The organism is Qipengyuania sp. ASV99 (assembly GCF_047872805.1).
Classification (GTDB): domain Bacteria; phylum Pseudomonadota; class Alphaproteobacteria; order Sphingomonadales; family Sphingomonadaceae; genus Erythrobacter.
In genome coordinates, this window is sequence record NZ_JBLQUK010000001.1 from 420,808 (window position 1) to 444,985 (window position 24,178).

Annotated in this window: 26 protein-coding genes; 9 read left to right on the plus strand and 17 right to left on the minus strand. The window is 60.6% G+C overall.

Annotated elements, in window-relative coordinates; all coding sequences use genetic code 11:
- Positions 1 to 19: 19 nt before the first annotated feature.
- Genes ACM64M_RS02080 through ACM64M_RS02090 form a run of 3 tightly spaced genes read right to left on the minus strand, consistent with a single transcriptional unit; the run spans position 20 to position 3,088 of the window.
- Positions 20 to 1,615 carry a GMC family oxidoreductase gene (locus ACM64M_RS02080; protein ID WP_416226976.1) on the minus strand — a complete coding sequence of 532 codons (1,596 nt, stop codon included), beginning with the start codon at positions 1,613 to 1,615 and terminating at the stop codon, positions 20 to 22.
- Between the two features lie 24 nt (positions 1,616 to 1,639).
- A complete protein-coding gene (locus ACM64M_RS02085) occupies positions 1,640 to 2,602 on the minus strand; it encodes a sterol desaturase family protein (RefSeq protein ID WP_416226977.1) in 963 nt (320 codons plus the stop codon).
- 12 nt (positions 2,603 to 2,614) lie between these two features.
- Complete coding sequence (locus ACM64M_RS02090) at positions 2,615 to 3,088, minus strand: hypothetical protein (protein ID WP_416226978.1); 474 nt, start codon at positions 3,086 to 3,088, stop codon at positions 2,615 to 2,617.
- Here ACM64M_RS02090 and ACM64M_RS02095 point away from each other — a divergent pair.
- Positions 3,087 to 4,532, plus strand: coding sequence for an amidohydrolase (locus tag ACM64M_RS02095; protein WP_416226979.1), 1,446 nt, complete (start codon positions 3,087 to 3,089; stop codon positions 4,530 to 4,532). The genes ACM64M_RS02090 and ACM64M_RS02095 overlap by 2 nt on opposite strands.
- A gap of 15 nt (positions 4,533 to 4,547) precedes the next feature.
- On the opposite strand, the gene ACM64M_RS02100 is transcribed toward ACM64M_RS02095, so the two are convergent.
- Positions 4,548 to 4,985, minus strand: a complete 438-nt coding sequence (locus ACM64M_RS02100; protein WP_416226980.1) for a TIGR01244 family sulfur transferase — start codon at positions 4,983 to 4,985, stop codon at positions 4,548 to 4,550.
- A gap of 277 nt (positions 4,986 to 5,262) precedes the next feature.
- Here ACM64M_RS02100 and ACM64M_RS02105 point away from each other — a divergent pair, with 277 nt between their 5' ends.
- From ACM64M_RS02105 to ACM64M_RS02135, 7 genes are all read left to right on the plus strand, one after another.
- Positions 5,263 to 6,066 (plus strand): cold-shock protein, encoded by an 804-nt coding sequence (locus tag ACM64M_RS02105; protein WP_416226981.1) that lies wholly within the window; start codon positions 5,263 to 5,265, stop codon positions 6,064 to 6,066.
- Positions 6,067 to 6,200: 134 nt separating this feature from the next.
- Positions 6,201 to 7,400, plus strand: a complete 1,200-nt coding sequence (locus ACM64M_RS02110) for an aspartate aminotransferase family protein (RefSeq protein WP_416226982.1) — start codon at positions 6,201 to 6,203, stop codon at positions 7,398 to 7,400.
- Positions 7,400 to 8,344: an ornithine carbamoyltransferase gene (argF, locus tag ACM64M_RS02115; RefSeq protein ID WP_416226983.1), complete on the plus strand. Its 945-nt coding sequence runs from the start codon at positions 7,400 to 7,402 to the stop codon at positions 8,342 to 8,344. Before ACM64M_RS02110 ends, argF begins: the two co-directional genes overlap by 1 nt.
- A 78-nt stretch (positions 8,345 to 8,422) precedes the next feature.
- Entirely contained in the window at positions 8,423 to 9,319 is an 897-nt protein-coding gene (locus tag ACM64M_RS02120) for an Hsp33 family molecular chaperone HslO (RefSeq protein WP_416226984.1), read from the plus strand.
- 85 nt (positions 9,320 to 9,404) lie between these two features.
- The gene (locus ACM64M_RS02125) at positions 9,405 to 9,818 is read left to right on the plus strand and encodes a DUF3617 domain-containing protein (RefSeq protein WP_416226985.1); all 414 of its coding nucleotides are present in this window, start codon (positions 9,405 to 9,407) and stop codon (positions 9,816 to 9,818) included.
- 83 nt (positions 9,819 to 9,901) lie between these two features.
- Positions 9,902 to 10,612 (plus strand): 7-cyano-7-deazaguanine synthase QueC, encoded by a 711-nt coding sequence (queC, locus tag ACM64M_RS02130; protein ID WP_416226986.1) that lies wholly within the window; start codon positions 9,902 to 9,904, stop codon positions 10,610 to 10,612.
- Between the two features lie 54 nt (positions 10,613 to 10,666).
- On the plus strand, positions 10,667 to 12,286 hold the full coding sequence (locus ACM64M_RS02135) for an MFS transporter (RefSeq protein ID WP_416226987.1): 1,620 nt from the start codon (positions 10,667 to 10,669) through the stop codon (positions 12,284 to 12,286).
- A 314-nt stretch (positions 12,287 to 12,600) separates the two neighbouring features.
- Here ACM64M_RS02135 and ACM64M_RS02140 read toward each other — a convergent pair whose 3' ends face one another.
- The 11 genes from ACM64M_RS02140 to ACM64M_RS02190 all read right to left on the minus strand — a co-directional run bounded on the left by ACM64M_RS02140 (position 12,601) and on the right by ACM64M_RS02190 (position 22,077).
- On the minus strand, positions 12,601 to 13,746 hold the full coding sequence (locus ACM64M_RS02140; RefSeq protein ID WP_416226988.1) for an OmpA family protein: 1,146 nt from the start codon (positions 13,744 to 13,746) through the stop codon (positions 12,601 to 12,603).
- A 185-nt stretch (positions 13,747 to 13,931) separates the two neighbouring features.
- Positions 13,932 to 14,390, minus strand: coding sequence for a DUF2793 domain-containing protein (locus ACM64M_RS02145; RefSeq protein WP_416226989.1), 459 nt, complete (start codon positions 14,388 to 14,390; stop codon positions 13,932 to 13,934).
- Positions 14,391 to 14,406: 16 nt separating this feature from the next.
- On the minus strand, positions 14,407 to 16,587 hold the full coding sequence (locus tag ACM64M_RS02150) for a phage tail protein (protein WP_416226990.1): 2,181 nt from the start codon (positions 16,585 to 16,587) through the stop codon (positions 14,407 to 14,409).
- A 20-nt stretch (positions 16,588 to 16,607) separates the two neighbouring features.
- Entirely contained in the window at positions 16,608 to 17,021 is a 414-nt protein-coding gene (locus ACM64M_RS02155; RefSeq protein ID WP_416226991.1) for an NlpC/P60 family protein, read from the minus strand.
- A complete protein-coding gene (locus tag ACM64M_RS02160) occupies positions 17,018 to 17,833 on the minus strand; it encodes a DUF2163 domain-containing protein (protein WP_416226992.1) in 816 nt (271 codons plus the stop codon). Before ACM64M_RS02160 ends, ACM64M_RS02155 begins: the two co-directional genes overlap by 4 nt.
- Positions 17,833 to 20,154, minus strand: a complete 2,322-nt coding sequence (locus ACM64M_RS02165; RefSeq protein ID WP_416226993.1) for a DUF2460 domain-containing protein — start codon at positions 20,152 to 20,154, stop codon at positions 17,833 to 17,835. The genes ACM64M_RS02160 and ACM64M_RS02165 overlap by 1 nt, the downstream gene beginning before the upstream one ends.
- A gap of 17 nt (positions 20,155 to 20,171) precedes the next feature.
- Positions 20,172 to 20,744, minus strand: coding sequence for a tail tape measure protein (locus tag ACM64M_RS02170; RefSeq protein ID WP_416226994.1), 573 nt, complete (start codon positions 20,742 to 20,744; stop codon positions 20,172 to 20,174).
- On the minus strand, positions 20,737 to 20,949 hold the full coding sequence (locus ACM64M_RS02175; RefSeq protein WP_416226995.1) for a phage tail assembly chaperone: 213 nt from the start codon (positions 20,947 to 20,949) through the stop codon (positions 20,737 to 20,739). Before ACM64M_RS02175 ends, ACM64M_RS02170 begins: the two co-directional genes overlap by 8 nt.
- A complete protein-coding gene (locus ACM64M_RS02180) occupies positions 20,946 to 21,260 on the minus strand; it encodes a gene transfer agent family protein (protein WP_416226996.1) in 315 nt (104 codons plus the stop codon). Before ACM64M_RS02180 ends, ACM64M_RS02175 begins: the two co-directional genes overlap by 4 nt.
- On the minus strand, positions 21,257 to 21,664 hold the full coding sequence (locus ACM64M_RS02185; RefSeq protein WP_416226997.1) for a phage major tail protein, TP901-1 family: 408 nt from the start codon (positions 21,662 to 21,664) through the stop codon (positions 21,257 to 21,259). Before ACM64M_RS02185 ends, ACM64M_RS02180 begins: the two co-directional genes overlap by 4 nt.
- A 20-nt stretch (positions 21,665 to 21,684) precedes the next feature.
- Positions 21,685 to 22,077, minus strand: a complete 393-nt coding sequence (locus tag ACM64M_RS02190) for a DUF3168 domain-containing protein (protein WP_416226998.1) — start codon at positions 22,075 to 22,077, stop codon at positions 21,685 to 21,687.
- On the opposite strand from ACM64M_RS02190, the gene ACM64M_RS02195 reads away from it, so the two are divergent.
- A complete protein-coding gene (locus ACM64M_RS02195; RefSeq protein ID WP_416226999.1) occupies positions 22,076 to 22,204 on the plus strand; it encodes a hypothetical protein in 129 nt (42 codons plus the stop codon). The two genes, ACM64M_RS02190 and ACM64M_RS02195, sit on opposite strands and share 2 nt — an antisense overlap.
- Positions 22,205 to 22,242: 38 nt before the next feature.
- Here the strand turns inward: ACM64M_RS02195 and ACM64M_RS02200 are convergent, their stop codons facing one another.
- Together ACM64M_RS02200 and ACM64M_RS02205 are read right to left on the minus strand one after the other, a co-directional pair.
- Positions 22,243 to 22,800: a head-tail connector protein gene (locus tag ACM64M_RS02200; RefSeq protein ID WP_416227000.1), complete on the minus strand. Its 558-nt coding sequence runs from the start codon at positions 22,798 to 22,800 to the stop codon at positions 22,243 to 22,245.
- A gap of 175 nt (positions 22,801 to 22,975) precedes the next feature.
- Positions 22,976 to 24,124: a phage major capsid protein gene (locus tag ACM64M_RS02205; protein ID WP_416227001.1), complete on the minus strand. Its 1,149-nt coding sequence runs from the start codon at positions 24,122 to 24,124 to the stop codon at positions 22,976 to 22,978.
- Positions 24,125 to 24,178 lie beyond the last annotated feature (54 nt).

Sequence of the window (24,178 nt, forward strand, 5' to 3'; positions counted from 1 at the left end):
TTCGGGCGCGCAAAGCTATCTATGCGTAGGTCGCTTCGTTCGCCTTTACAAAGTCGGCGCAGCGCTCGCCGATCATGATGCTCGGCGCGTTGGTGTTGCCGCTGACGATTTTGGGCATCACGCTGGCATCCGCGATCCACAGACCTTCGACACCCTTTGCCTTGAGAGTGGGATCAACCACGGCGGCTTCGTCTGCGCCCATGCGGCAGGTGCCGACCGGGTGATAGACCGTATCGGCGCGGGCCCGGATCAACGCATCCAGTGCGGCGCCATCATTCAGATCGACCGGGTGACGATCGGTCGGGCCATAGGCCTGCAAGGGCGGCGCATCGGCAATCCGGTGCGACAGGCGAACGCCTGCGCGCAAGGTCGCAATGTCGCGGTCATCGGCGAGGAAATTCGGGTCAATCACCGGCGCGGCGGCGGCATCGCCTGACCCCAGCCGCACGGTCCCACGGCTCTCGGGCCTTAGCACACAGGCATGGAGCGAAAAGCCGTAGCCCTTCACATTCTCGCGCCCGTGATCCTCAAGCACGGCGGGGACGAAATGCCATTGCACATCAGGGACGGGGCTATTGGGCATGACGGTCCAGAATCCGCCCGCCTCTGCATAGCATGTGGTCATCGCGCCGGTGCGCTTGCGCCGATGTTCGATGATCGCGCCCGCCATTTTCAATGTGCCTTTGAGCGTGCCGCCAATCGGCACGTCGCTGGTGGTTTCCCAGCCGGAGACATAGTCGATATGGTCTTGCAGGTTTGCACCCACCGCAGGGCGGTCAATGACCACGTCGATGCCGTGCTGGCGCAAATGCTCGCCCGGACCAATGCCCGACAGCATCAGGATTTGCGGCGACCCAAACGCGCCTGCCGACAGGATCACGCCGCGCCGCGCATAGATCATCTCGCTGGATTTGCCCCGGCGCACCAACACCCCGGTGACGCGGCCCTGTTCGATCACCAGCCGTTCGACCAAAGTATCGGTGCGGACTGCGAAATTGCCCTGCGCGCGGATCGGTTCAACATAGGCGCGCGCGGCAGACCAGCGCTCCCCATCGCGCTGAGTGACCTGATACAGCCCAAAGCCATCCTGCACCCCGCCGTTGAAATCATCATTGGTGCGCAATTGCAACTCTGCCGCTGCTTCGACAAAGGCGCGGCTGGTGGGGTTGGGCGAACGCTGATCGGAAACGAACAAAGGCCCGCCTGCGCCGTGAAAATCATCCGCGCCGCGCTCGTTCGCCTCGGCCTTGCGAAAATAGGGCAGCACATCGTCATAGGCCCAGCCGGAGCAGCCATGGGCGGCCCAATTGTCGTAATCCCATTTGTTTCCGCGAATATAGACCATGGCATTGATCGCCGATGATCCGCCCAGCCCCTTGCCGCGCGGTTGATAGCCGATGCGTCCATTCAGCCCCTTTTGCGGCACGGTGTCGTATTTGTAATTGGACGAATTGCGGATGAAGGGCATGAAACCGGGGGTCTTGATCAGCACATTGTCGTTGCGCCCGCCCGCTTCGATCAGGCACACCCGCCGCGTCCCATCGACCGCCAGCCGCCCGGCGGCCGCGCTGCCGCCACTGCCACCGCCGATGACGATATAATCAAAACTCTCCATGTTCTCTCCCTTTGGCCAGGGAGACTAGGCAGCTTCGTGCGAGCCTGCAATCGGGTTTCCGGGCGCAACTGAAATTACGGGCTCGGCGCCCGGCTCCCCCTGCCGCGCGCGCCATCTTTCGCGGATCATGTCCGATGTCTCGCGGCTGCCATCGTGGCTCCAGCCGGGTTCGCGCAGGAGATAGGACAATTTGTGCCTCATGGGCGCGCGCCAGATATCACCCAGCATCCCGATCCATTCGTGGAACACCGACCATAGCAGGTTGAAGCTGCCGAGCTGTTTGACGATCCCGTAACGGATTTTCTCATCGTCCCGCTCAGCCTCAAACGTGCCGAACATCTTGTCCCAGGTGATGAAAACGCCGGCATAATTGCGGTCGAGATAACGCGGATTGGTCGCGTGGTGGACGCGGTGATGGCTGGGTGTGTTCATCACCGCTTCGAACCAGCGCGGCATCCGCTTGATCGCCTCGGTATGGATCCAGAACTGGTAGATTAGGTTGAACCCACCAACGATGGCGATCATCAACGGATGAAAACCGAGCAGGATCAGCGGCAGAGCGAACAGCAGGCCAAACGTAAACGGTCCGGTCCACGTCTGACGCAGCGCGGTGGAAAGGTTGTAATGCTGGCTCGAATGATGGTTCACATGTGCCGCCCACATCCAGCGGATGCGGTGCCCGGCGCGGTGGACCCAGTAATATTTGAGATCATCGAGCACAAAACACAGCGGCCACGCCCACCACACGGCCCACCATTCCGCGCCAAAATCGAAGATACGATATTCATAGGCTTCGATGAAGAGATACAGCGCAAACCCGCCAAACAGCGCGCCCGCGACCGTTGAGCCAAGCCCGAAGGCGAGGCTGACCAGTGTGTCCATCGGCTCATACGCTTCAGGAGCGCGCAGCCGCGCCCAGATCATTTCAGCCAGAACAGCAACCACGAACAGCGGCACGGCATATTGGGTGGGGGAGAATTCGGGCATCGTGATTGCAGCCTATAGCCGGGCTATCGCGTCTGCCCAAGCCGCAGAATCATTGATCGACATACGGACCGGGCCAAAGCTTCGCTCTCCGCAGTCCACCACCAGCGCATCGACCTCTTCGCGCGTCTGCGCCGCCGGGGTTAACACCCGGCCGGCAAAGCGGTTGCCGTGACGCTTGATGACCATGATCCGGCCCGCCGGGTCCTTGGCCAAGGCGGCGTTTTCCGCGCGCGCGATGGAAATGCGCTGTGCATCAAAGCCGTCCTCAATTTCTTGCGCAGCCTGCCGCACCGCCGCTTCGTCGCGCAGCCCGGCTTGCCCGCCCAGCCGCAGCGCGCGGGCCAGTCCGTAAAGCGCGAGTATCGCCGCCAGCGACCCGGCGGTTTGCAGCAGCAGCGGTGGGATTTCCATAGCGTCAGTTTCCTCAGCCCAAGGATTGGCATAGCGCGTGATTTGCGGCAAGCAGGTGTATGAGGAGACCCGCATGAAGTTCACCGTAAGATCACTCGCAATCGCCAGCATGGGCGCCGCCCTGTTGGGAGGCACCCCGCTCACCGCCGATAATCACGCCGCGCCCGATCCGGTTGCTGCGGTGGAGGCCGATGCCGAGCGGACCGCGCGCGTGGCGCAGCAATTGTGGGAATTTGCCGAGCTGGGTTATCTTGAAACCCGGTCAAGCGGGCTGATGCAGACCGAACTGCAAAGCGAGGGGTTCCGCATCACTCCCGGCATTGCCGAAATCCCCACCGCTTTTGTCGCCGAATGGGGCGAAGGTGGTCCGGTGATCGCAATCCTGGCGGAAATGGATGCGTTGCCGGGGATCAACCAGTCCGGTTCTGCCAGCCGCGATCCGGTCGATGGCAAGGGCGCGGGGCACGCCTGCGGGCACAATCTGTTCGGCGCAGGTTCGCTGACAGCGGCGATTGCGGTAAAGGAATGGCTGGAGGCAACCGGCACGCCGGGCCGCATCCGGCTGTATGGCACACCGGCGGAAGAGGGCGGTTCGGGCAAGGTCTATATGACCCGCGCAGGCATGTTCGATGATGTCGATGTGGCGATCCACTGGCACGCCGATGACGAAAACAGCGCGGCGGCGCGCACCAGCCTCGCGAATCGGTCGGCCAAGTTTCGCTTTACCGGGGTCTCTGCCCATGCCGCAGGCGCGCCGGAACGCGGACGCAGCGCGCTCGACGGGGTCGAAGCAATGAACATGATGGCCAATATGATGCACGAACACATCCCTCAGGATGCGCGAATGCATTATGTCATCACCAGCGGCGGCAATGCGCCCAATGTCGTCCCCGATTTCGCCGAAGTGTTCTATTATGTCCGCCATCCTGATCCCAAGGGGGTCGAGGCGATCTGGGACCGGCTCGAAAATGCGGCGCGCGGCGCGGCGCTGGGGACTGGCACTCAGGTTGAATGGGAAGTGATCCACGGCAACAACCCGCTGCTGGTCAACGAAACGCTGGCCCGCGCGATGCAGGCCAAGCTCGAAATGGTTGGCGGGGTGATCTATTCTCCGGCGGAGCGGGCTTGGGCGGAGGAATTGCAGCAATCTTTGGGCGATGCCGCGCAGCCGCTCGACAGTGCCGCCGAAATTCAACCCTATAGCCGCAGTCTGGGATATGGATCGACGGATGTGGGCGATGTGTCCTATGCGACGCCAACGGTTGGCGTGCGCACCGCAACATGGGTGCCGGGGACCAGCGCCCACAGCTGGCAGGCGGTCGCCGCCAGCGGCCATTCGATCGGTCACAAAGGCGCGCAGGTCGCGGCCAAGGCGATGGCGTTGATGGCGGTCGAATTGTTCACAAATCCCGAAATGCGCAGCGCCGCCCGCGCGGAATTCGACGCTTCGCGGGGTGAGAACTACGTCTATCGCTCGCTGCTGGGCGACCGTGAACCGCCGCTGGATTACCGCGAGTAAGAGGGCGCGCGGGGCTTAATTCGCTTTGGCGGCAAGCAGGTCCAGCAACGGTCTGACCGGGGTGATGTCATAACCTGCAGCCTGCGCCGCAGTGGCGATGTCATCGGGCGCCGCGCCGACTTTGGCCTGTGCCAGTGACCACAGGAAGGTCGAACGGGTGCCTGATCGGCAATAGGCCAGAACTTTGCCCTCCGCATCGGCCAGCGCGGCGGCCATGGCATCGACCTGCGTCTCGCCATAACCTGTATGGTCGATGGGGATGGCGAGATAGCCTATACCTGCGGCGCTTGCTGCGGCGGCAATTGCGTCTCCTTGCGGCGCGGATGGCTCTTCGCCGTCGGGCCGATTGTTGACGATCAGCGTCACCCCAGCCGCCTTTGCCGATTCGATATCCTCAAGAGATATTTGCGGGCTGGCCAACACGGTCGGCGACAGGGTGCGGAAATCGGACAAGTTGGACCTCCCAAAGGATTGGATCACGCCGCTTTTGCCTGCCAGCGCAATGTCATGCAAGCGCGGTGCGGTCTTGCCGCTTTCGAAAATGTCACATTTTTGCGCGATAAGGGCGTTGCGGGTTAAATCATTCGCATAGCGCCGATTTCTGCGCTATGTACCGCAAACGAAGATAGACCCGGCTTGTCCGGCAGGCTGTCTGTGCATGGTGCGACCCGTTGCCCTCGTCACCAGCGCATTGGAATATCGGGCGGCGTGATAGGGTACGACTTAGGATATGGGTTACGACAGGGGACGTCGGCGCGGTCGGGACAAGCGCGACGGATTCGGCGAGGACGGTTTCGATCCTTTCGGCGGCGGTGATGGATTCCCGCCGCGCAATGATTTTGGCGGAGATCGTGGCGGTGATCGCTATGGCGGTGGCGGCGGCGGCGGCGGTGGTGATCGCTACGGCGGCGGCGGCGGCGGTGGCGGCGACCGCTTCGGCGGCGGCGGCAGCAGTGGCGGCCCACGTGGTGGCGGCGGCCCCGGCGGTGGCGGCGGCGGCGGCGGTTTCAACCGCATGCCCGCGCAGGTTGTCGGCACGGGCAAAGGCATCGTGAAATTTTTCAACGCTCAAAAGGGCTTTGGCTTCATCCAGCAGGAAACCGGCGGCGAAGATGTCTTCGTGCACATCAGTGCAGTCGAACGCGCGGGTCTCGAAGGCTTGGCTGAGGGACAGGAACTGGAATTCAATCTGGTCGATCGCGGCGGGAAAGTTTCGGCGCAGGACCTCCAGATCATTGGCGATGTGATTGCGGCTCCTGCGGCATCGGCGGCTTCGCCTTCCGCTCCCGCCGGCGCGCCCAAGCGTGAGCTTACGGGGGAAAAGGCAACCGGAACGGTCAAATTCTTCAATTCGATGAAGGGTTTCGGCTTTCTGGTGCGCGACGATGGTCAGCCGGATGCCTTTGTGCATATCAGCGCGGTTGAACGCTCGGGTCTTTCGGCAATCAACGAAGGCGACCGTTTCCAGTTTGATCTCGAAGTGGACCGACGTGGCAAACATTCCGCGGTCAACCTTGTGCCTGTGCAGGAGTAATCCTTTCAGCATTGTCGGCCGCTTGACCAATCACGGGCGCGGCGCATAACAATTGCGATGGCGGCCCTTTTTTCCAAGGGGCCGCCATTTGCGTTTAGGCCCAAATTCCAACAATTCAGACTATTGGAAATTTTATGTCCATACCTCCGCTTATGCCCGTTTACCCCCGGTGCGGCGTGCGGCCCGTGCGCGGCGAACATTGCCATCTGATTGACGAAGACGGCACCCGCTACCTCGATTTTGCCAGCGGCATTGCCGTCAATCTGCTGGGCCATTCGCACGCGGGATTGATCGGCGCGATTCAGCAGCAGGCGGCTGAATTGATGCATGTCTCCAACCTTTATGGCAGCCCGCAAGGCGAACGGCTGGCACAGCAATTGGTCGACCACACCTTTGCCGACACCGTGTTCTTCACCAATTCCGGCGCGGAAGCGGTTGAAGGCGCGATCAAGACCGCGCGTGCCTATCACCAGAACGCTGGTGATGCCGGGGACGCGGATCGGTTTGAACTCATCACCTTTACCAATGCCTTCCATGGGCGGACGATGGCGACGATCAGCGCCTCGAATCAGACCAAGATGCATCACGGCTTTTCACCGCTGCTTGACGGTTTTAAATATGCCGAGTTTGATGATCTGGAGGCTGCCAAAGCCTTGATCGGGCCGCACACGGCGGGCTTTCTGGTCGAGCCAATACAGGGCGAAGGCGGCATCCGTCCGGCTTCGCAGTCTTTCATGCAAGGGCTGCGCGCGCTGTGCGACGAACACGATCTGTTGCTGGTGCTGGACGAAGTGCAGTGCGGCGTCGGGCGCACCGGCAAATTTTATGCGCATGAACATTACGGGATCGATCCCGACATTCTCGCCACGGCCAAGGGGCTGGGCGGTGGTTTCCCGCTCGGCGCGGTTCTTGCCACGGAGAAAGCAGCGCGCGGCATGACCTTTGGCACGCATGGATCGACCTATGGCGGTAACCCTCTGGGGATGGCGGCGGGCAGCGCGGTCATGGAAGCGGTGGCGAATGAGGAATTTCTCGCCGAGGTCAGCGAAAAAGGCGAACGCATCCGCACCCGGCTGGAACAATTCATCGGCAATTATCCCGATCTGTTCGATCTCGTCCGGGGCAAGGGATTGATGCTGGGGATCAGGCTGAAGGTCGAAAGCCGCCCGTTCTACGTGCATCTGCGCGACAATCACCAATTGCTGACCGTCGCAGCGGGCGATCAGACCTTGCGGGTGATCCCGCCGCTGGTGATTGGCGATGCCGAGATCGACGAATTCTTTGAAAAGCTTTCGGCAGGTGCTGCGAGCTTTACCCTGCCGGAGCCAGCTTGATGAACCTGCCCGAGCCCAACCGCCATTTCATCGAACTGGGCGACGCCGGGGCCGATGCGATCGCAGCGATGATCGCCGATGCGCTCGACCGGAAATCGGTGCGGGAACGCCTGCCGAAAGGGCAGGCCGATCGCGATGCGCCGCTGGCGGGCCGCGTGCTGGCGCTGGTGTTTGAGAAGAATTCGACCCGCACCCGCGTCAGTTTCGATATTGCCATGCGTCAGTTGGGCGGCACGGTCCTGATTCTGGAGGCGGGGTCGAGCCAGCTTGGCCGCGGCGAAAGCATCGCGGACACTGCGCGGGTACTTAGCCGTATGGTCGATGCCATCATGCTGCGCACCGATGATCATTCCAAGGTCGAGGAGATGGCACGTCACGCCTGCGTTCCAGTCATCAACGGCCTGACCGATCGTTCGCATCCGTGCCAGATCGTCGCCGATTTGTTGACGGTGATCGAACAGGGCAAGGCGCTGCCGGGGCTGGAGCTTGCGTGGTTTGGCGATGGCAACAATGTGCTGAATTCGGTGCTGGAAGCCGCAGGGCTGTTCAAGTTCAATGTCCGCGCGGCAATTCCTGCGGGCTATGAACCCGATCCCGAATTCGTCGCAATGGCGCGCGCGGGCGGTGCAGCGGTCACTTTGACACAGGACGCCGGGGAAGCGGCAAGCGACGCGGATGTCGTCGTCACTGATACCTGGATATCAATGGGGCAACTGGATGCAGACGAAAAGCGCAGCGCCATGGCGCCGTATCAGGTCAATGAAGCAATGATGGCGAAGGCGCGGCCCGATGCGCTGTTCCTGCATTGCCTGCCGGCGCATGTCGGGGAAGAGGTCTCGCAAGCGGTCTTTGAAGGGCCCCGTTCGGTGGTTTTCGATGAGGCGGAAAACCGCATACATGCGCAAAAATCAGTGCTGCTCTGGTGTTTCGGGCTGCTCGGCTAAGGGTTTGATCGGCCCAGTGGCAGAACGAATGCACGAAGGGGCTTAACGCCGCAGCGTCCAGTCACCATATGGCGGGCCATGGATATTCAGCGCGAAACCTTTGCGGACAAATTGCTCGGCTTTACCCTTCCGGCGCGCGGCGCGAGGGCACGGGCGGTGCGGCTCGATTCGTCAATTGACGAGATTCTTTCCACCCATGACTACCCGGCGCCTGTCACCCACCTTTTGAGCGAGGCTCTGGTGCTGGCAGCGTTGATGGGAGGGCTGCTCAAGGACGATGGCGAAGACGCGCAACTGACTTTGCAGGCACAGACACAGGCGGGCGTGGTATCGCTGCTGGTGTGTGATTATCGTGGAGGAAAGCTGCGCGGATATGCCGACTTTGACGGCCCGCGGCTCGCAAATCTCGGTGCCAATCCGTCCCTTGCCGCGCTGTTTGGCGAGGGCTTTCTGGCGATCACGTTCGAGACCGAAGGTGGGCAACGCTATCAGGGGATCGTCCCGCTCGAAGGGGATACGCTCGCCGAGGCTTGCGAATCCTATTTCAGCCAGTCGGAACAAATACCGACCATGATTCGGGTTGCCAGCCGATCTTGCGGCGATGACCGTGTGGCCGCTGGATTGCTTATCCAGCATCTCGCCGATGGAGAGGAAGGGCGCGAAAGGTTGCATGTCCGCCTCGACCATCCCGATTGGGAACATGTGTTGGCCATGGCGGGAACGACCAGCCACGATGAACTGCTTGATCCAGCGCTTTCACTGGAAGCCATCGCCTGGCGCTTGTTCCACGAAGAAGAGGAAATTCGCGTGCAGCCCGGCCCGGTAATATCGCGCGGATGCCGGTGCAGCGCAGACTATTACGTATCGGTGATCGCACGGTTTTCGGCTACGGAGCGCGATGAAATGCGCGGCGACGATGGAGTGATCGCGGTCGATTGCGCGTTTTGCGCAAAGACCTTTGCCTTGGAGATCTAGCGGTTCGTCGCTGTTCAGCAACGGCTCATCGTAATGGCGCTATTATTTCCAAGAAATTGAGAAAGGTTTCGGTGACATCAGCAACATGAAAACACGCGCTTCCATTTCGCCAATCGGATTTGTGGCTGCATTGGGCATGATCGCCTTGGGTGCGGCGTTGCCTGTGGCTGCCCAGTCAGACGGTCTGGCGATGCTCGGCGGTCTGACCAAGGGTGAATGGACGATCAAGCACCGCGATGGCTCGGCAGACCAGAAGATCTGCATCCGGACCGGGCAAGAATTGATTCAGTTGCGTCACACCGAAAGCGGTTGCAGCCGCTTTGTCGTGGAGGATGCGGCCAACCGCGTGACGGTGCAATACACCTGTCCCGGCAATGGCTATGGGCGAACCAACATCCGCAAGGAAACCGGCGCGCTGGTGCAGATCGAAAGCCAGGGTATCGCAGGAGGAATGCCATTTCAGCTTGCCGCCGAAGCTCGCCGCACTGGCAGCTGTTGATCGACGACTGAGCCGGAAGCAGGCTTGGGTGCACATTCAAGGAAGACGTTGCCAATTCGGGCATTCGCGTTAATCCGGCGCCGATGACAAAGATTCCTTCTGGCTACGAAATGCTGTCTGGAAATCCGAAGGCGGTGGTGCTTCTGTCTGGCGGGCTCGATTCGATGGTGACCGCGGCATTGGCACTCGAAGCTGGATTTGCCGTTCACGCCCTGACTGTGGATTATGGTCAGCGGCACAGGCGCGAACTGGCGTCGGCAAGCTTTATTGCCAAGACGCTGGGCCTTGCCGGTCATGTCGAAATTTCACTGGATCTCAGAGCGTTCGGCGGATCGGCGCTGACCGATGCGATTGCTGTTCCCAAAGATGGGGTGGGGGACGATATCCCTGTCACTTACGTCCCTGCAAGAAATCTGGTTTTCCTTGCACTGACCACCGCTTGTGCGGAAGCATCGGGTGCAAATGACGTCTTCATCGGGGTCAATGCGTTGGACTATTCGGGATATCCCGATTGCCGCCCGGAATTCATCGCAAGCTTCGCCGAAACCGCGCGATTGGGGACCAAAGCGGGCGTTCAGGGTGGAGGATTCACGATCCATGCTCCGCTTCAGCATATGACCAAAGCCGATATTGCGAGGGAGTGTGATCGCCTGAACCTCGATCCTGCGTGGAGCTGGTCCTGCTATGATCCTACATCCGAAGGGGTGGCATGCGGGAGCTGCGACTCTTGCCGATTGCGCAGAAAGGGTTTTGCGGAAGCGGGAATAAAAGATAGCACCCAATATTCAGAATGAGGCAGGCACAATGCCGTAGCCCAAGGCCATAAGAGCTCTCTCGGGGGAAATCCTTTGAATCAAGACGTTACCGCGAAACCTGATCCTGTCGATCAGGCCAACCAACCCGTTCCAGCTTACAGCTGGTATGCGCTCGGCGTGTTGGTGATCGTCTATGTCCTGAATTTCATCGACCGCCAGATACTTTCGATCCTTGCCAATGATATCAAGGCGGATCTTGGCGTCGATGATGCCTATCTGGGCTTTTTGTACGGCACTGCCTTTGCCATTTTCTACGCACTTTTCGGAATCCCGCTGGGCAAGCTGGCCGACAGTTGGAAGCGAGTGCGGTTGATGACGCTGGGGCTTGCGGTCTGGTCAGCGATGACTGCGGCTTCGGGATTTGCACGAGACGCGGGCACATTGACCGTGGCGCGCATCGGCGTCGGCGTGGGGGAGGCGACGGCAAGTCCTTCGGCCTATTCGCTGATTTCGGATTGGTTTCCGGCGAGGTTGCGTGCAACCGCGCTCGCGATTTACAGTTCAGGCCTGTATATCGGCGGAGGGGTATCGCTCGCGCTTGGCGGCTTGGTGGTCGATAATTGGAACGCTGCCTATCCCGACGGTGGCCCACTGAACCTGGCTGGTTGGCAGGCGGCGTTCATCGTGGTGGGATTGCCGGGGCTGTTGCTGGCGATCTGGGTGTTCAGCCTGCGTGAGCCTGTGCGCGGTGCAATGGATGGTCTTCCGACGCCCGGAGATCCGCACCCGTTCCGCAGTTTCGTGCGCGAACTTTACACGGTGATACCGCCCTTTACCTTCGTCGGGGCGGCGATGCGGGGCGGTAGGGCCTTGATCCTCAATATCGTAGTGTTGCTGCTGGCTTTCCTGGTGGCATACTCCCTCACCGAAGTGCTGCAATCGGGCGGGGGATTGATCATACCATGGATTACCGATCAATGGACGCTGCTGGCAGTGGGTTACTACGCGGTCTTTTGCTGGGCGAGCGCATTGCGACAGCGTGATTATCCGACCTTTGCGCTGACGTGGGGGTCGCCCGCGTTTCTCTGCACCATTCTGGGTTATGGAACGGTCGCGTTCATGGCCTATTCCGCCTCATATTGGGGCGCACCCTATGCCGAGCGCGTGTTCGATGTGTCGAAGGGCGAACTTGGCTTTTGGCTGGGCGGTGGCGGCGCGGCGGGCGGGTTCTTGGGCGTAATTCTGGGCGGGCGGATGGCTGACTACCTGTTCACACGCACTTCTGCCGGCCGAATTTGGGTGATTCTGTTCGGCCTTCTTTCACCGATTCCGTTTGCAGTTGTGCAATACACCACAGACAGCTTTACGCTTTTTATTATCCTGAATGTGGTGGTGGGTGCGCTGGCAGCATCGGCACTGGGAGCGGCGGCAGCGAGCAGTCAGGCGCTTGTCCTGCCAAGAATGCGGGGGGTAGCGACTGCGACATTCTTTCTGGCAACGACGCTCGTGGGGCTGGCGCTTGGTCCCTATACTGCCGGGTATGTCTCAGCGCAGAATGACGGGAATTTGAGCATCGGTGTGCTCTCCACCTTGTGGATCACACCATTTGGTCTTGGGCTGCTGATCGCCGCAATTCGCTTGGTTCCCAAAGCGAATGCCACTGTACTGGACCGTGCCATCCTCGCAGGGGAGCCTTCAGGGCCAACGGGTTGAGAGATTGGCGGATCCCTAATCACGGGGATCGAACTGGTCGATCGTGATTGGTGACTTGTCTAGCTCAAGTTGGCTGCCAGCTCGCTGAAGTTTGACTGTGGTTGCAAGGGCGATTCGTTTCTAAGCATGGTCAAGGCTTGCCCAATTTCTCGCTTTTTAGTGATGCCAGAATTGACGTGCATCAGTCCAGCGAGCGTAGGGTGGATGCCGACGCTCTCAGCTATTCTGCGGAGCAAAAGCGGCTTTTGCAAAAGCACAAAAAAGGGGCCGGATCTCTCCGGCCCCTCAATTTGTCTGCCAGTTAAGGCCGAACCTTACATGCCCGAACCCGGACCGTAGGTCACTTCGACGCGGCGGTTCTGCAATTCGCGCACACCATCAGCGGTGGGAACGCGAGGCTGCGATTCACCGAATGCTTCGCCGCTGATGCGACCGTCGGGAATCCCGCGACCCGTCAGATACGAACGAACCGAAGCGTTGCGACGTCCAGCAAGCGCCATGTTGTAGGTCACGCTGCCTGAACGGTCGGTATGACCAGCGAGCATGACATTGGCCGCGCCGCAGTTTGCATATGCCGTAACCGCATTGTCGAGAATCGTCGCTGCGTCTGCTGTGATGACTGACTCATCGAAATCAAAGAAGACGATGTATGGGCCAGTGTTGCACGGCGGCGGTGGCGGCGGTGGCGGCGGAGGCGGAGGTGGAGGCGGTGGGGGCGGCGGCGGAGGCGGCGGCGGTGGGGGTGGGGGTGGCGGCGGAGCCTCTCCACCAAAGTTGTAGATGATCGACCCGAGCAACGAATGCGAGCTCATGTCGGTTTCCAGCGGACGACCGAGCGGATCAATCAAGCTAACGTTTTCAGCGTTGAAGTAACGATACTTAAGGCCAACATCCCAGCTATCGCTAAGCGGGGCACGAATGCCAGCCAGCAATTGCCACGCCAGACCTGTGTCCGAATCGTTCCACACTCCGGGACCATTCGAATTCACGCGGCCATCAAAGTCGACGCGAGCAACACCGATACCGGCACCTGCAAATGCCTGAAGCCCGTCGTCCGAACCGAAGTCAAACAGACCGTTCAGCATAAAGCTAAGGGTATCAGTTTCACCAAGCGCGTCACGCGATCCGGTGAAAGTGTTGATACCGCCCGGTGCGTTAGCAGATGGGTTCAGCGCAAGGCCAGCGGTGCCAGCAAATACTTCTTCTAGCTCCGCGGTGCGATAGCTGGCTTCTGCTTCGAGACGGAATCCGCCGAAATCATGGCCGACTACCCCACCAAAGTCGCCGCCCGAATCGTGATCAGCAATGGCATCGCCAGGATTGCCGTCCACATCAAAAGTGACGTCTTCGACCAGCATCACACCAGCATCGCCCTGGATATACCATTGGCCTTCACGGGCCATGGCGGGCGCGGTGAGTGCGGTCGAAGCCATCGTCAAACCGATGACAAGTTTACGCATTCTAAAATTCCCCTTCTTTAGGTCTGAGGCGCTTCTTGTCTCTAACTTCTCCCCCGGTGAGTGGCAAGCAATCAATGGTGCGGAACTGTTGCAAGAATGCCGCGATTGCCGGTTCTGCTTCCAAAAATTGCAACTGTTTGACAATGATTTTGAATAACTGGGAAATCGTGGTCAATTCTCGACCATCAAGGATTCGCGAAAATCCCCATGTTCCTAAGAGCTTCGACCAAATCGTCCAAGGCCTGCCTTGCTTCAGCATCAATCACGGCGCCGCCTGTTGGCCGCAGTGGTTCCGAGGCAATTTGCCAGCCAGAGTTGTAATGGAGGAACCGTCCTGCCTGACGGTCAAACAATGTCATTCCAGATTGGGCACTGATATAGTGCCAAGTGCCGCCAATTCGTACGGCCACTTCATCTTCATGGCCTTCCCATTCTGCGGTTGCTTCGGCCTTGATCCGGTAGCTCACCCCTTCCGCAGGGTCTTGAGGCGGGGCTGACAACGATCCTTCGACACCCGATTGAAGCACAAAGTCGATCAATGTGAGGGATTGGTTGATGAAGAACTCTTTTTGCGCCTGTCCAGGAAATAGGAGTGGCAAAGCAAAGCACGCAGTGGTCGATGGAAAGATTGACAACACAGCCATTGATGATCTCCGAATTTCAGGTGATGGTGATAAGATGCAGGGGGCTGGATTGGCCGTAGGTCCCCGATTGCCGAACCCAAAGCGATCCGGCACCGAACTGAGTCAAGAGATCAGATCTTTCCGCAGACGAAATCAGAAAATTCGCCGTTGATAGGGTCCAAACTGCAAATGCGGTGTCTTCTGCGCCAAAACTGATGGTGTATGATTCGTGTTCTTCGACGATCGGCACCTCAATCCCGTCCGGCCAGGTCCATTGCCCGCGCGCCCTACGAGTCCAGCAGAGGCGCCAGGATCCGTCTGGCAGCACGTCGGCGCGTGGATGAACGGGACGCGGCGGGCGGCGTGACAGGCCAACATTTTGCAAGCTGGCATAAACAGGCACTGTGTCGCCCCGACCGATAGCGGCAATTCTGGTGCCCGCAGCAGATGGCACCAGCGAATTATCTAGCGCCGTCAGGCTGTCATCGATCAATACCGCCAGCGTTCCGGCTGTATGGCCAAGGGCTGCAGCATCCTCCGTCCCCGCCCTGCCGCGCAGCAGCCCGCTGAGCCGCCATCTGTTTGCGCCAAGCGGTTCCGCATTAAGGAATTGCAAGAGTTCGCCGCCCAGCATCAACCTGTTCTGGCCCATCGCAATGCCGGTCATATCGGTGCTGCTGAAAGAAAGGCTTTCATCCGGCAAATCGATGTCAAAGGCGGCAGATGTTTCGATCAAGGTTGAAGGCGATCCGCCAAGCGGGGCGGCCAGCGTGCCAAAAATCGAGCGGACACCATCAGTAGAGCCAATGCCAACAAGCGCCGAGCCCTGCTCAATGAACAGTGCAGCACCTCGCCATCCGGCGGAATTCGCAGTTGCTGCTGCAAAGATTGCCGGGTTGGTGGTATCGGCAGTGCCGCTGGGGGGAGTTTCGAGCGCGGTAAGCAGGGTCGCTGGCGCAGCAAGATCGACAGGGGTGTTTGCCGCACCGGCATCGCTTGGCACGATTGTGCCCAGTTCAGGTGCAAGCCGTTCAAGGCCAAGCTCGATCCCGCGGTCGAACCATTCCCAACTTTTAACCAGCCAGTACCCGCTTGTCTCCGGCACCCTTACCACGCTGCCAGGGCCAATCTTCGGATCGAGCGTGCCGATCCGCCAGACCACCTGTTCCTCGTGCCAGCGTGACCTATGGGCGTTGGAGTTGGCCAGCTGGCGCGCCCCTTGCGCGGTCATCGCTGCAGGAAGGTCAACAATAGATTCGCGCCCATCGGCTCGCATGCCAAGCGCCCTCTGCACGCCAGGTTGATAATCGCGCCCTTCGTCATAGTAGCGCAGCGCAAGGGGTTGGCGGTCAACCCTGCCGCTGCGCTTTTTATGTTTCGTATCAGCATCTTCGCTGTCCCGCTGCGACAGTTGTTCGGGCAAGGTGGGAACATCTGATGGGAGCGCGGATGTTGACGCAAATTGCAAGCCATCGGCGGTGGTCACGCAGCTAAGTGGGAAAACGCGGTCGATGGCCGCGAGCGAAGAGCCAATCGCCCCGCCTTCATCCGAGAACCCGCGCGCATTCTCCAGCACGATGTCTCCGGACACATTCATGCTATGTGGCACAAGCTGACCAAGCGACACTTCTGTGTCCTGCGGCGCAAAGACTTCAAAGGTCAGCGCCGGTATCCGGTTGCCAAAGTCACCCAATTGCAGGTCTTCGAACACCGCATAGGCGCAGTCGCGAAAGGCGGGCGCTTCATTGCCTCGGTCTGCGGCGATCAGTGGGTCAATCGCGTCATCCCCTTTGCCGCAATAGGTTCGCATGATGCCTTCGACCTTGAGATCGCCACTTGCCCCGCGCAGCAAATTTCCATCAGCCCAGATCCTGCCAATCCGGTCGATTGGCGTGCTTGAAAGGGCGACGGCAAATGACGCGGAGTAGGAGAAGGTCTTGGTCGAAGGCTTGCCTTTTCCGCCGCCTTGCCGCGAAGTCGATTCGATCAGTTCGGTCGACCAGATGACCGTTCCGGCAACGCGCATCCTGCCAAATTGGCGGGGTATGGGCTGGCCATAGCTTGACGTCGTGACCGACAATTCACGCAGCCGAGGACCTTCACGTGAACCGCCTCCGAAGATCGCAGCATCTGTCTGCCTGCCGATGAATGCGCCAATTGCCCCGCCGATTGGCCCGCCGATGGCAGTGCCAACAGCGGTAAGAATTAGAGTGGCCAAAAGACTTTCCTCTCGCTTGTTTAGGGTAATCGCCAGTGAGCCAGGGGGGCATCGGGGAAGGCGATAGGTTGGCGCACCACCCGCCGGAGTCCGGCATGTGCGTGGATGCCAGTATTGCCGTTTTCGGCCACAATGAGATGCTGTTGCCCTGGGCCAGGCTGGACCATTACAACATCGCCCGGAGCAATTCGGCCCTTGACCTGTTCAAACCCCGCGACTTCAGCGAACCCGAACCAAGCTTCGGGGGCAGTGTTGCGCAATCCGTAGCCCTGTGGAGCGGCCAGTCTGTGCCCCATCGCGGCCAAGCTTGCATGGACAAGACCGACGCAATCGAGGCCTCGCGCTGGTTCTCGCCCGAACAGGCGGAATGGCACGCCCACAAATCCTGCTGCGGCTTCGGCCAGCCTTTGACCTTGAGCCCTTTCGCGCCTCATCCTGCGCCTTGCCCATAGCGGGCGAGCAGATCATTGCCGGGGAGGAATGGCTCGCCGCGAAAATTGATCGCATTGCCAAACCGGCCCGAGCATGTTGCCAAAGTGTGATCGCACCCCTCGCGCAATTCAGCGGGCGTGCCTATGGATGTCTGGTCGCTTAGAGGCCGGTCGAGGGTCAGCCATCCGCCATTTGCGCTCAGGATACCGAACGCCATTCCGGTTTGCGGCCCGTCCAGAAATCGTACCTGCCCATCAATATAGTTTGCGCTCGGCAAACCATCAAAGCTCACCCTGTTCAGGTCAGCGTCGAATGCGGCGAGATTAACCCGCTGCGTAAACCTGATCGCTGACAAGCCGCAGCCGCGTCCGCAGAACACGGCCCGGCAGGTCGGACTGGTGCGCGGGACAAGGTCCTGTTCGAGGATTGCCTTTGCTGATCTAAGCTCAGCGGAAAAACCGCGGCGGTCGTCTTCGATCCGTCCCAAGGTTCCTGAATAGATCGCATAGCTATCGAATGCCTGCCAATCCACGATGCCAATCTCGATGCTTGCCTGATCGAACAGGCCGGATTCAAGATCGGTAGCGCGGATCGAATCGTGGCTTAGCGTGCCGTCTACGCCCGCGCTGTCTTCTGACAGGTCCGATGTCATGCGAATGGCGGCAGGTACCATCCCTGGCGCAGCCCGGTGCCTGATCCCGCCGAACACTAGGTCACGGTCGTGGCTGGTAAAGCCGATGACAATCCCGTCGCGTCGGAATATCCGCCAATAGGTCGCTGCCGTATCGAGTTCCCGGTCAAAGAACACGCGCATCACAGTTCCTCTCTGATCTCAATCAATGGGATGCTTGGCGCTTCGCCCGCGTCGAAATTGACGCCCGAGATGTCAATGCGGTCCTCGGCGAAGCGCACCGGCACGTCGAAGAGAAATCCCGCCCGGACCTCGGCTCCGTCCGGAGGTGCCTGTGTCAGGGTTAGCAGACCTTTTGAACCAATCGTCCAGTCCAGCACCGGATTGCCATCAACGCTTACCAGCAATGTTTCGGTGCGCGGGCGGGTGATGGGACGCTTCTGGGGGTCTGCGCCGGCGCCATAGGATTTGACCAGCTGAAAATCGGCGCGTTGACCGTCGCCAATGCCGATCAATTGGTCGAGCATCGTCGGTGAGTCTGTCATTCCATTCGAGCTGTGATCGAAAGGGTCGCTGATCCGGAAACCGATTGCTGCACCTCTTCGGGCGCGGAAGAACGAGATTAGCTCCGACAGCTCGCTTTCAGAACGGATGCCGGGACCGACATCGAAATGCACGCGCGCATCGGACCACAGCGAATTGCGCCGCTCATGCCCAGAGGCGGTGACCGAAATCGAGGTCGAGAATTCCGGTGCGACAGCGGTGCTGCGGCCAAGCGGAAAGGGGTAGAGAACGTCGTCAAAGGCTTCCATCGGGTCCTCTCCGATTGAGGGCAGGCGGGTATATCCGTCGCGGTTGATCTGGGGCTGGGCCCAGACATATCGGCGGGCGATCGACCGTCGGGCCGCCTCGTCAATCCCTGCATCGATCCGGGCCCAGAACTGCTCCGCATTGGCGGGATCGAGCACAAACCCGGCGAGGTAGTCCTGCTCTTGAACCGGATATGACAGCCGGGCATCGACAAAGGCGTATGCGGCACGGCGAAGCGCATCGAACCCGCCAGTCAGCCAGTCGTAATCTTCGAGTTGCAGCCGGTCGAAAGCGGGCATTGCCCATTCGGCGGGCAAATTTGCACGGTACAATTCGGGCATTTGCGGATTGAGGACTGTAGGCGTGAAAGCAAGCAGCAAGACCTCGGCAAGCCCGCCCGACGCTGCACGAATGGCAGCGGTCAATTCGGCGGTCGATTGCGCCAGCAGCGCGCCCGCCTGATCGAGAAGGGCAATTTTATCAGCGCCAAGCGGCAGACGCAGATCGTCAATTTCCGGCGGCGCCCCGCCAAAGGCGGCGCGTGCTGCGTCGTCATAGAGATAAATTTCACCCTCTGCATTGGTCCACCACCATGGTTCGCCAATCTGCATTCGGACCGGCTGTCCTGACAATTCCAGCAGGGTAACGAATCTCAGGGCGCTGACCCTGAGCCACGCCATCGCCTCAATATTCACCGGAGAAAGCAGAGTTGATGGCGGCACCCAACCGGTCAGGGCTTGCGTGCCATCAGCCTTGCGCTGCTTCCATGGTTCCGGGCAATAGGCGTCAAACAGCTCGTATGAAATCGAAGCGATCACTTCGAATTCATTGGCGTGGGCGATATCGAAAAAGTTCCGGTGCCACTCTGCTGCGGGCTGGCAAAGCTCACCGACTGTCGCCGCGAGCAGCGCCGCGCCTTGCCGGGAGAGCCGCATGAAATGGCTCATCCCGACGTAATGGACCAGGTCGGTGCGATAGCCCAAACCAACTGCCCCGCGCAGCAACCTTGCAGGGGTCTGATTGTAACCGTCATCATAGGCGGTGGCGATGCGCTCCCCATGGATGGGCAGTCGCACGTCACCGATTTCAAGCATCCCATGCGCGCCGTCAGTGGTGATACGAGAAATCGTCACCCGGCCATTGAAACGCTGGGGCAAAGGCAACTCGCTCCCAGGAACATAGTCCGGGGCGACCAGCGAGATGAACATGCGGTCAATGTCGCCTGCGAAGATCGGTGTGCCGGGTAATGCAAAGCCGCTTTCGAGCTGCGAAAACGGCAAGGAAATGGCCGCATCGGTGGCTGTGCCGACCGCGTAATTCCACAGCCTGACAAACCAGGTCTGTGGATTACCAGCAGCATCGCGTCCTTCGATGGTCAGCGTCGGCCCATTGACCGCATCAAGAGCAATCACGCCTTCGGACTGCCAGTGAAAATTCAGAATGGTGTTGGAGTAATCGCGGATCGTTTCATAGGCGAGCAGTGGGTGGTCCAGACTGTCCACACTATCCCAGATCAGACCGACCAGTTCGCCTTGGTGATGCAGTTCGACGTCGATCTGCATGCTATCTGCGCCAGTCGCTATGACCGAGGCCATCGCCGGGCGCGGAAAATTCACGGTCCAGAAACGCGGGTCGAAGCGCTGGATAAAACTCGATTCCTGTGCGCGGCGTTCGCGCGTTAGCCAAAATGCCATGGTCCGCGGTCCCTTCCTTAGCGTTCCTGGAGTGCGCGGCGCACGGCGCTGGCGACTTGGCGGGACGACCTCTGCATGGCAGTGGGCGCAGATGTTCCGCGCGGCGCGGCGAGTTGAATGGCGACTTTGACGTCACGGCCACCCGAGCCCGTTCCAGCATTGGGCGCAATCTTTCCCGCGCTTGTCGGAACGAACAATTCGGGGCCGTTTTCGCCCACTATATAACCGCGCCCGGGCGCTACCGGACCGCCTGTGGCGCGCCCGGGCAGGCCGAGCAGCGCCCCCAATGATTGGCCAATCAGCCCGCCGAACCCGGACTTTGATCCGCCAAGTGCAGAACTGAGGCCAGAATTCAATGCATGCGCGGCAATCGAGTCCAGCGTGCTGAATGCGACCCGTTTGAGATCGTCAAATCCCAGACTGCCGCGCCTGAGCGCAGACAGCAGACCGCGCTCCAAGACCGAGCCAGCCTTGCCAAAGCCATCCAGCAAGGATGTGTCCAGCGCCCCGCGCATGTTTTCAAGGTCGGCGTTGAAACCATCGGTCGTCGCCCGAACCTCGATCACGAGTTCTTCGAATTTCTCATCCATGTCTATCGCGCTCCAGCATCTGGTCGATTAATTCGCGGCTAGGTCCGGCGGTCTTGTCCTCGGCCTCGGGATCGCAGATCGAACCCAGCAATTCCGCCGGTGTCGCTTGCCAGAATTCGCCCGGTCGCCATCCGAGCAGGCGCGCCGCGAGGCTCCGCCAGAATCGCACGGCCTCGCCAAAGGTCACGGGCCCTGAATTGTTCATTTTTGCCCCTGCAGGACCTGCGCGAGCACTGCGCGCACCGGCTTGGTTGCGGCCACCAGGCCCAAATCGAGGACGGCTGAGCCCACATTCTCGCGGGACGGGCGGGGCTCATCGACAATGCAATGCCACAGCAATGCGGTGATTTCCGCGATCGTGATGCCGCCCTCCGACGCGCGTTCAACCAGCGCGAACAGCGAGCCCAGTTCCGCTTCGGCAGCAACAAGGTTTTCAAAACTTGGTCGCAGGCGGAGAACCCGCTCGCCATATGGCAACTCGGCCTCTCCGCGCATTGGATTGGCTGCGCGGCTCATGCAGGCACAACCGGGCCGGAGCTTTCCAGCTGCAGCGTGTAATTGCGCTCGCCGTTGAAATCGCCGGAATAGTCGAGCCGCTGGACCAGAAAGCGTCCGCGCAGCCGCTCGCCGTCTTCAAACGACAATTCATAATCGTCGATGGTCCCGGAAAGTGCATGAGTGCGCACCGAGCTTTCCGCCTGACTGCCAAGGAAGATTCCCGCCGCACTGACGGACACGGACCGCGTCCCAGCCCCGGACAGGAGATCGCGCCATCCACCCGATTCCTTGTGCGTGACGACGACGGCATCGCCATTGATCGACATTTGCGTGGTGCGCAGCCCGGCGACTGTTGCATAGGTCGGCGGCGCGCCGCCGTCGCCGATCTTGAGCAGGAAAGCGGACCCGTTTTGAGCAGGCATGATTTTTCTCCGTATTTGGTTCAGGATTGAGGGGCAAAAATGCGAAAGCGGAATTCGAGCAACGCGCCGCGAAGATGACCGGGGCGCTCCTCGCTGCGTGACCGCAGGAACCGGATCGAGGCGATCTCGAAGCCGGGATGGAACGGGGGCAGGCCCAGCACCCGGCGTTCGATCGCGCCCAGCAACGCGCCATCGCCGCCGGGTTCGTCGGAGCGGCTTTCAAGTTCCAAGGCGAGCCGCACCTCGCGCCCTACCCGGTCCTTGGTCCCCCAATCTGTGGAGGCGCTGGCGGCGATTCCCAGCCACGGGGCGCTGGCGCTTACCGGCGTTTCTTCTTCGATGGCGTTGATCTCCGCCAAGCCGGGATCGCCGCGCAGCCAATCGATCAGCGCAGCGCGAAGGAAGTTTTCCATGATTTCAATCCAGTTCGAGATCGGGCCAGAGCTCGCGCGGCGAACGCCAGTTTGTGCGGGCCTGAGTTTGCGTGCGGGCGAGCAGCTTGGCGCGTTGCTGGCCTATGCGGGCGGCGTGCGCGGTTAGACGACGGACCAGATCAGTGGTCGGTGCAGCGGCCTTGATCATCGCAGTCGCAGCGTGCGCCACGGACGCCATAGCGCGGTCACGCTGGCCGGAGGCGCAGCATCATTGCCGCTTCCGCCGGTCCGATCACGGTCGCGGTATTGGAATGCAGCGAGCCGAATCAAACCCTGTTTGATGGCTGCGGGGGTGGTTTCCCAGGTCTCCGCAATCCCGACCCGCAATCGCAGGACAACCGCCTGGCCCTCGGAATCCGCAAGCAGGTGGACACAGCCAGTGCCAGCCGCTTGCAGTTCAATCTTGTAAGCGCTTTCCTCCAGCGCTGTTAGAGTGCCATCCTGCGCGGCGAGATGCGCAGAAACCAGCAATCTGACGGGCCGCGAGCTAAGGCTGTATCGGCCAGCGCGAGGAGCAATGCGCTCTTCGACCAGCTGCGAAAGCGGGGCCTGGCCGGTGAAGCCTTCGCAGACATCAAGGCTTGCATGCAGCAATCCGGTGAGCAGTGCGTCTTCATTGGGCCGGCTGATACCAAGCCATGACTTGAGTTCGGCCAGAGCGGAGGCGCTAACATCCGCTGGCTCTACGATCCTGCGCCGCATCACGGTCTCCATTTTCATATTGCAACAAGGGGCACCCGCGCCGCATCTGCGGGACAGGAGAGCCGCCCGGGGCGGCGCGGGTGCGGGGAACCGGCGGGGGAGCAAGGGGGGCTCTGCCTCGCCGGGGATCTATCGGGGGATCTGGGGACCGCGCTGCAGCGGCCCCCAGGGATCATCAGGCTTCGATCTTGAGCAGCTTGATCGCATTGGAATCGAGCACCTGCCCGCCAACTCGCTTGGTCGCGTAGAAGTGGACAAACGGCTTGTTCGAGAATGGATCGCGCAGGACCCGCGTCGCGCTGTGCTCGGCGATCAGATAACCATGGCGGAAATTGCCGAATGCAATCGGGAATTCGCCCGCTGCGACATCGGGCATGTCTTCGGCCTCAATCACCGGGTAACCCAGCAGCCGATCGGGCTGACCGTCGACGAGACCGGGTTGCCAGAGGAACGCGCCATCGGCGGTTCTCAATTTGCGCACGCTCGCCAGGGTGGACGAATTCATCACAAAGCTCGCGCCCTGCCGGTGGCCAGACTTGAGCGCATGGATAAGGTCGATCAGCCGGGCATCGGGGGCCGCGTCAAAGCCAGTGGCGTTGCCCGATCCGATATATTGCAGCTGGCCAAAGCTGCGCACGCCATCTTCGGCGGTGCTGGTCCCGGCCCGCAGGAAGCCCTGCGGCTGGTTGGTGCCGGTGCCGTCGACGAAGGCCATGCCTTCTGCGCGGGCGAACTCGATCGAAATCTCGCTTGCAAGCCATGTTTCGAGATCGAAGGCGGCATCATCGAGCATCGACTGGCTGGCGGCTGGATTGGCGTAAAGGTCGCCGCTGGGCGGGGCGATTTCTGCAAAATTCGGCGTCGCAGTTTCGGGCCGCAAGGCGGTTTCGCTGACCCAGCCAGAAGCCGTGCCGCCGGTGGCGACGAGCTTGCGGTAACCCGATGTGCCGGTCTGGACAACCTGCGCAATGGCGCGGATCGGGCTGATTTCCACCAGCTCGCGGGCAATCATGGCGTCAATCTGGCGTGGCACGGCAAAGCCGCCATCGGCAGGCGTGGCACCGTTGATCGACTTGACCTCGGTTTCGCGGCCGCGGCGCAAATAGCCATCAACGAAGCCTTTGACCTCAGCATCAATGGCCGGAGCGCCGCCAAGTGCGGGGCGCGATGCGGCGCGTGAGACTTTGTCGAGCCGCGCTTTCACCTCGTCAACATCGCTGCGCAGCGCTTTGACTTCGGTTTCGGTCTGGTCCTGACGGGCGACAATATCAAAGCTTTGCTCCAGCGGGTCCGAAGTGGCAGGGGTAGGGATCGTGATATCCATGGGGTATTGGGCCTTTCTGTTGGGCAAGAAAAAGGCCGCCCCGATTGGCGGCCC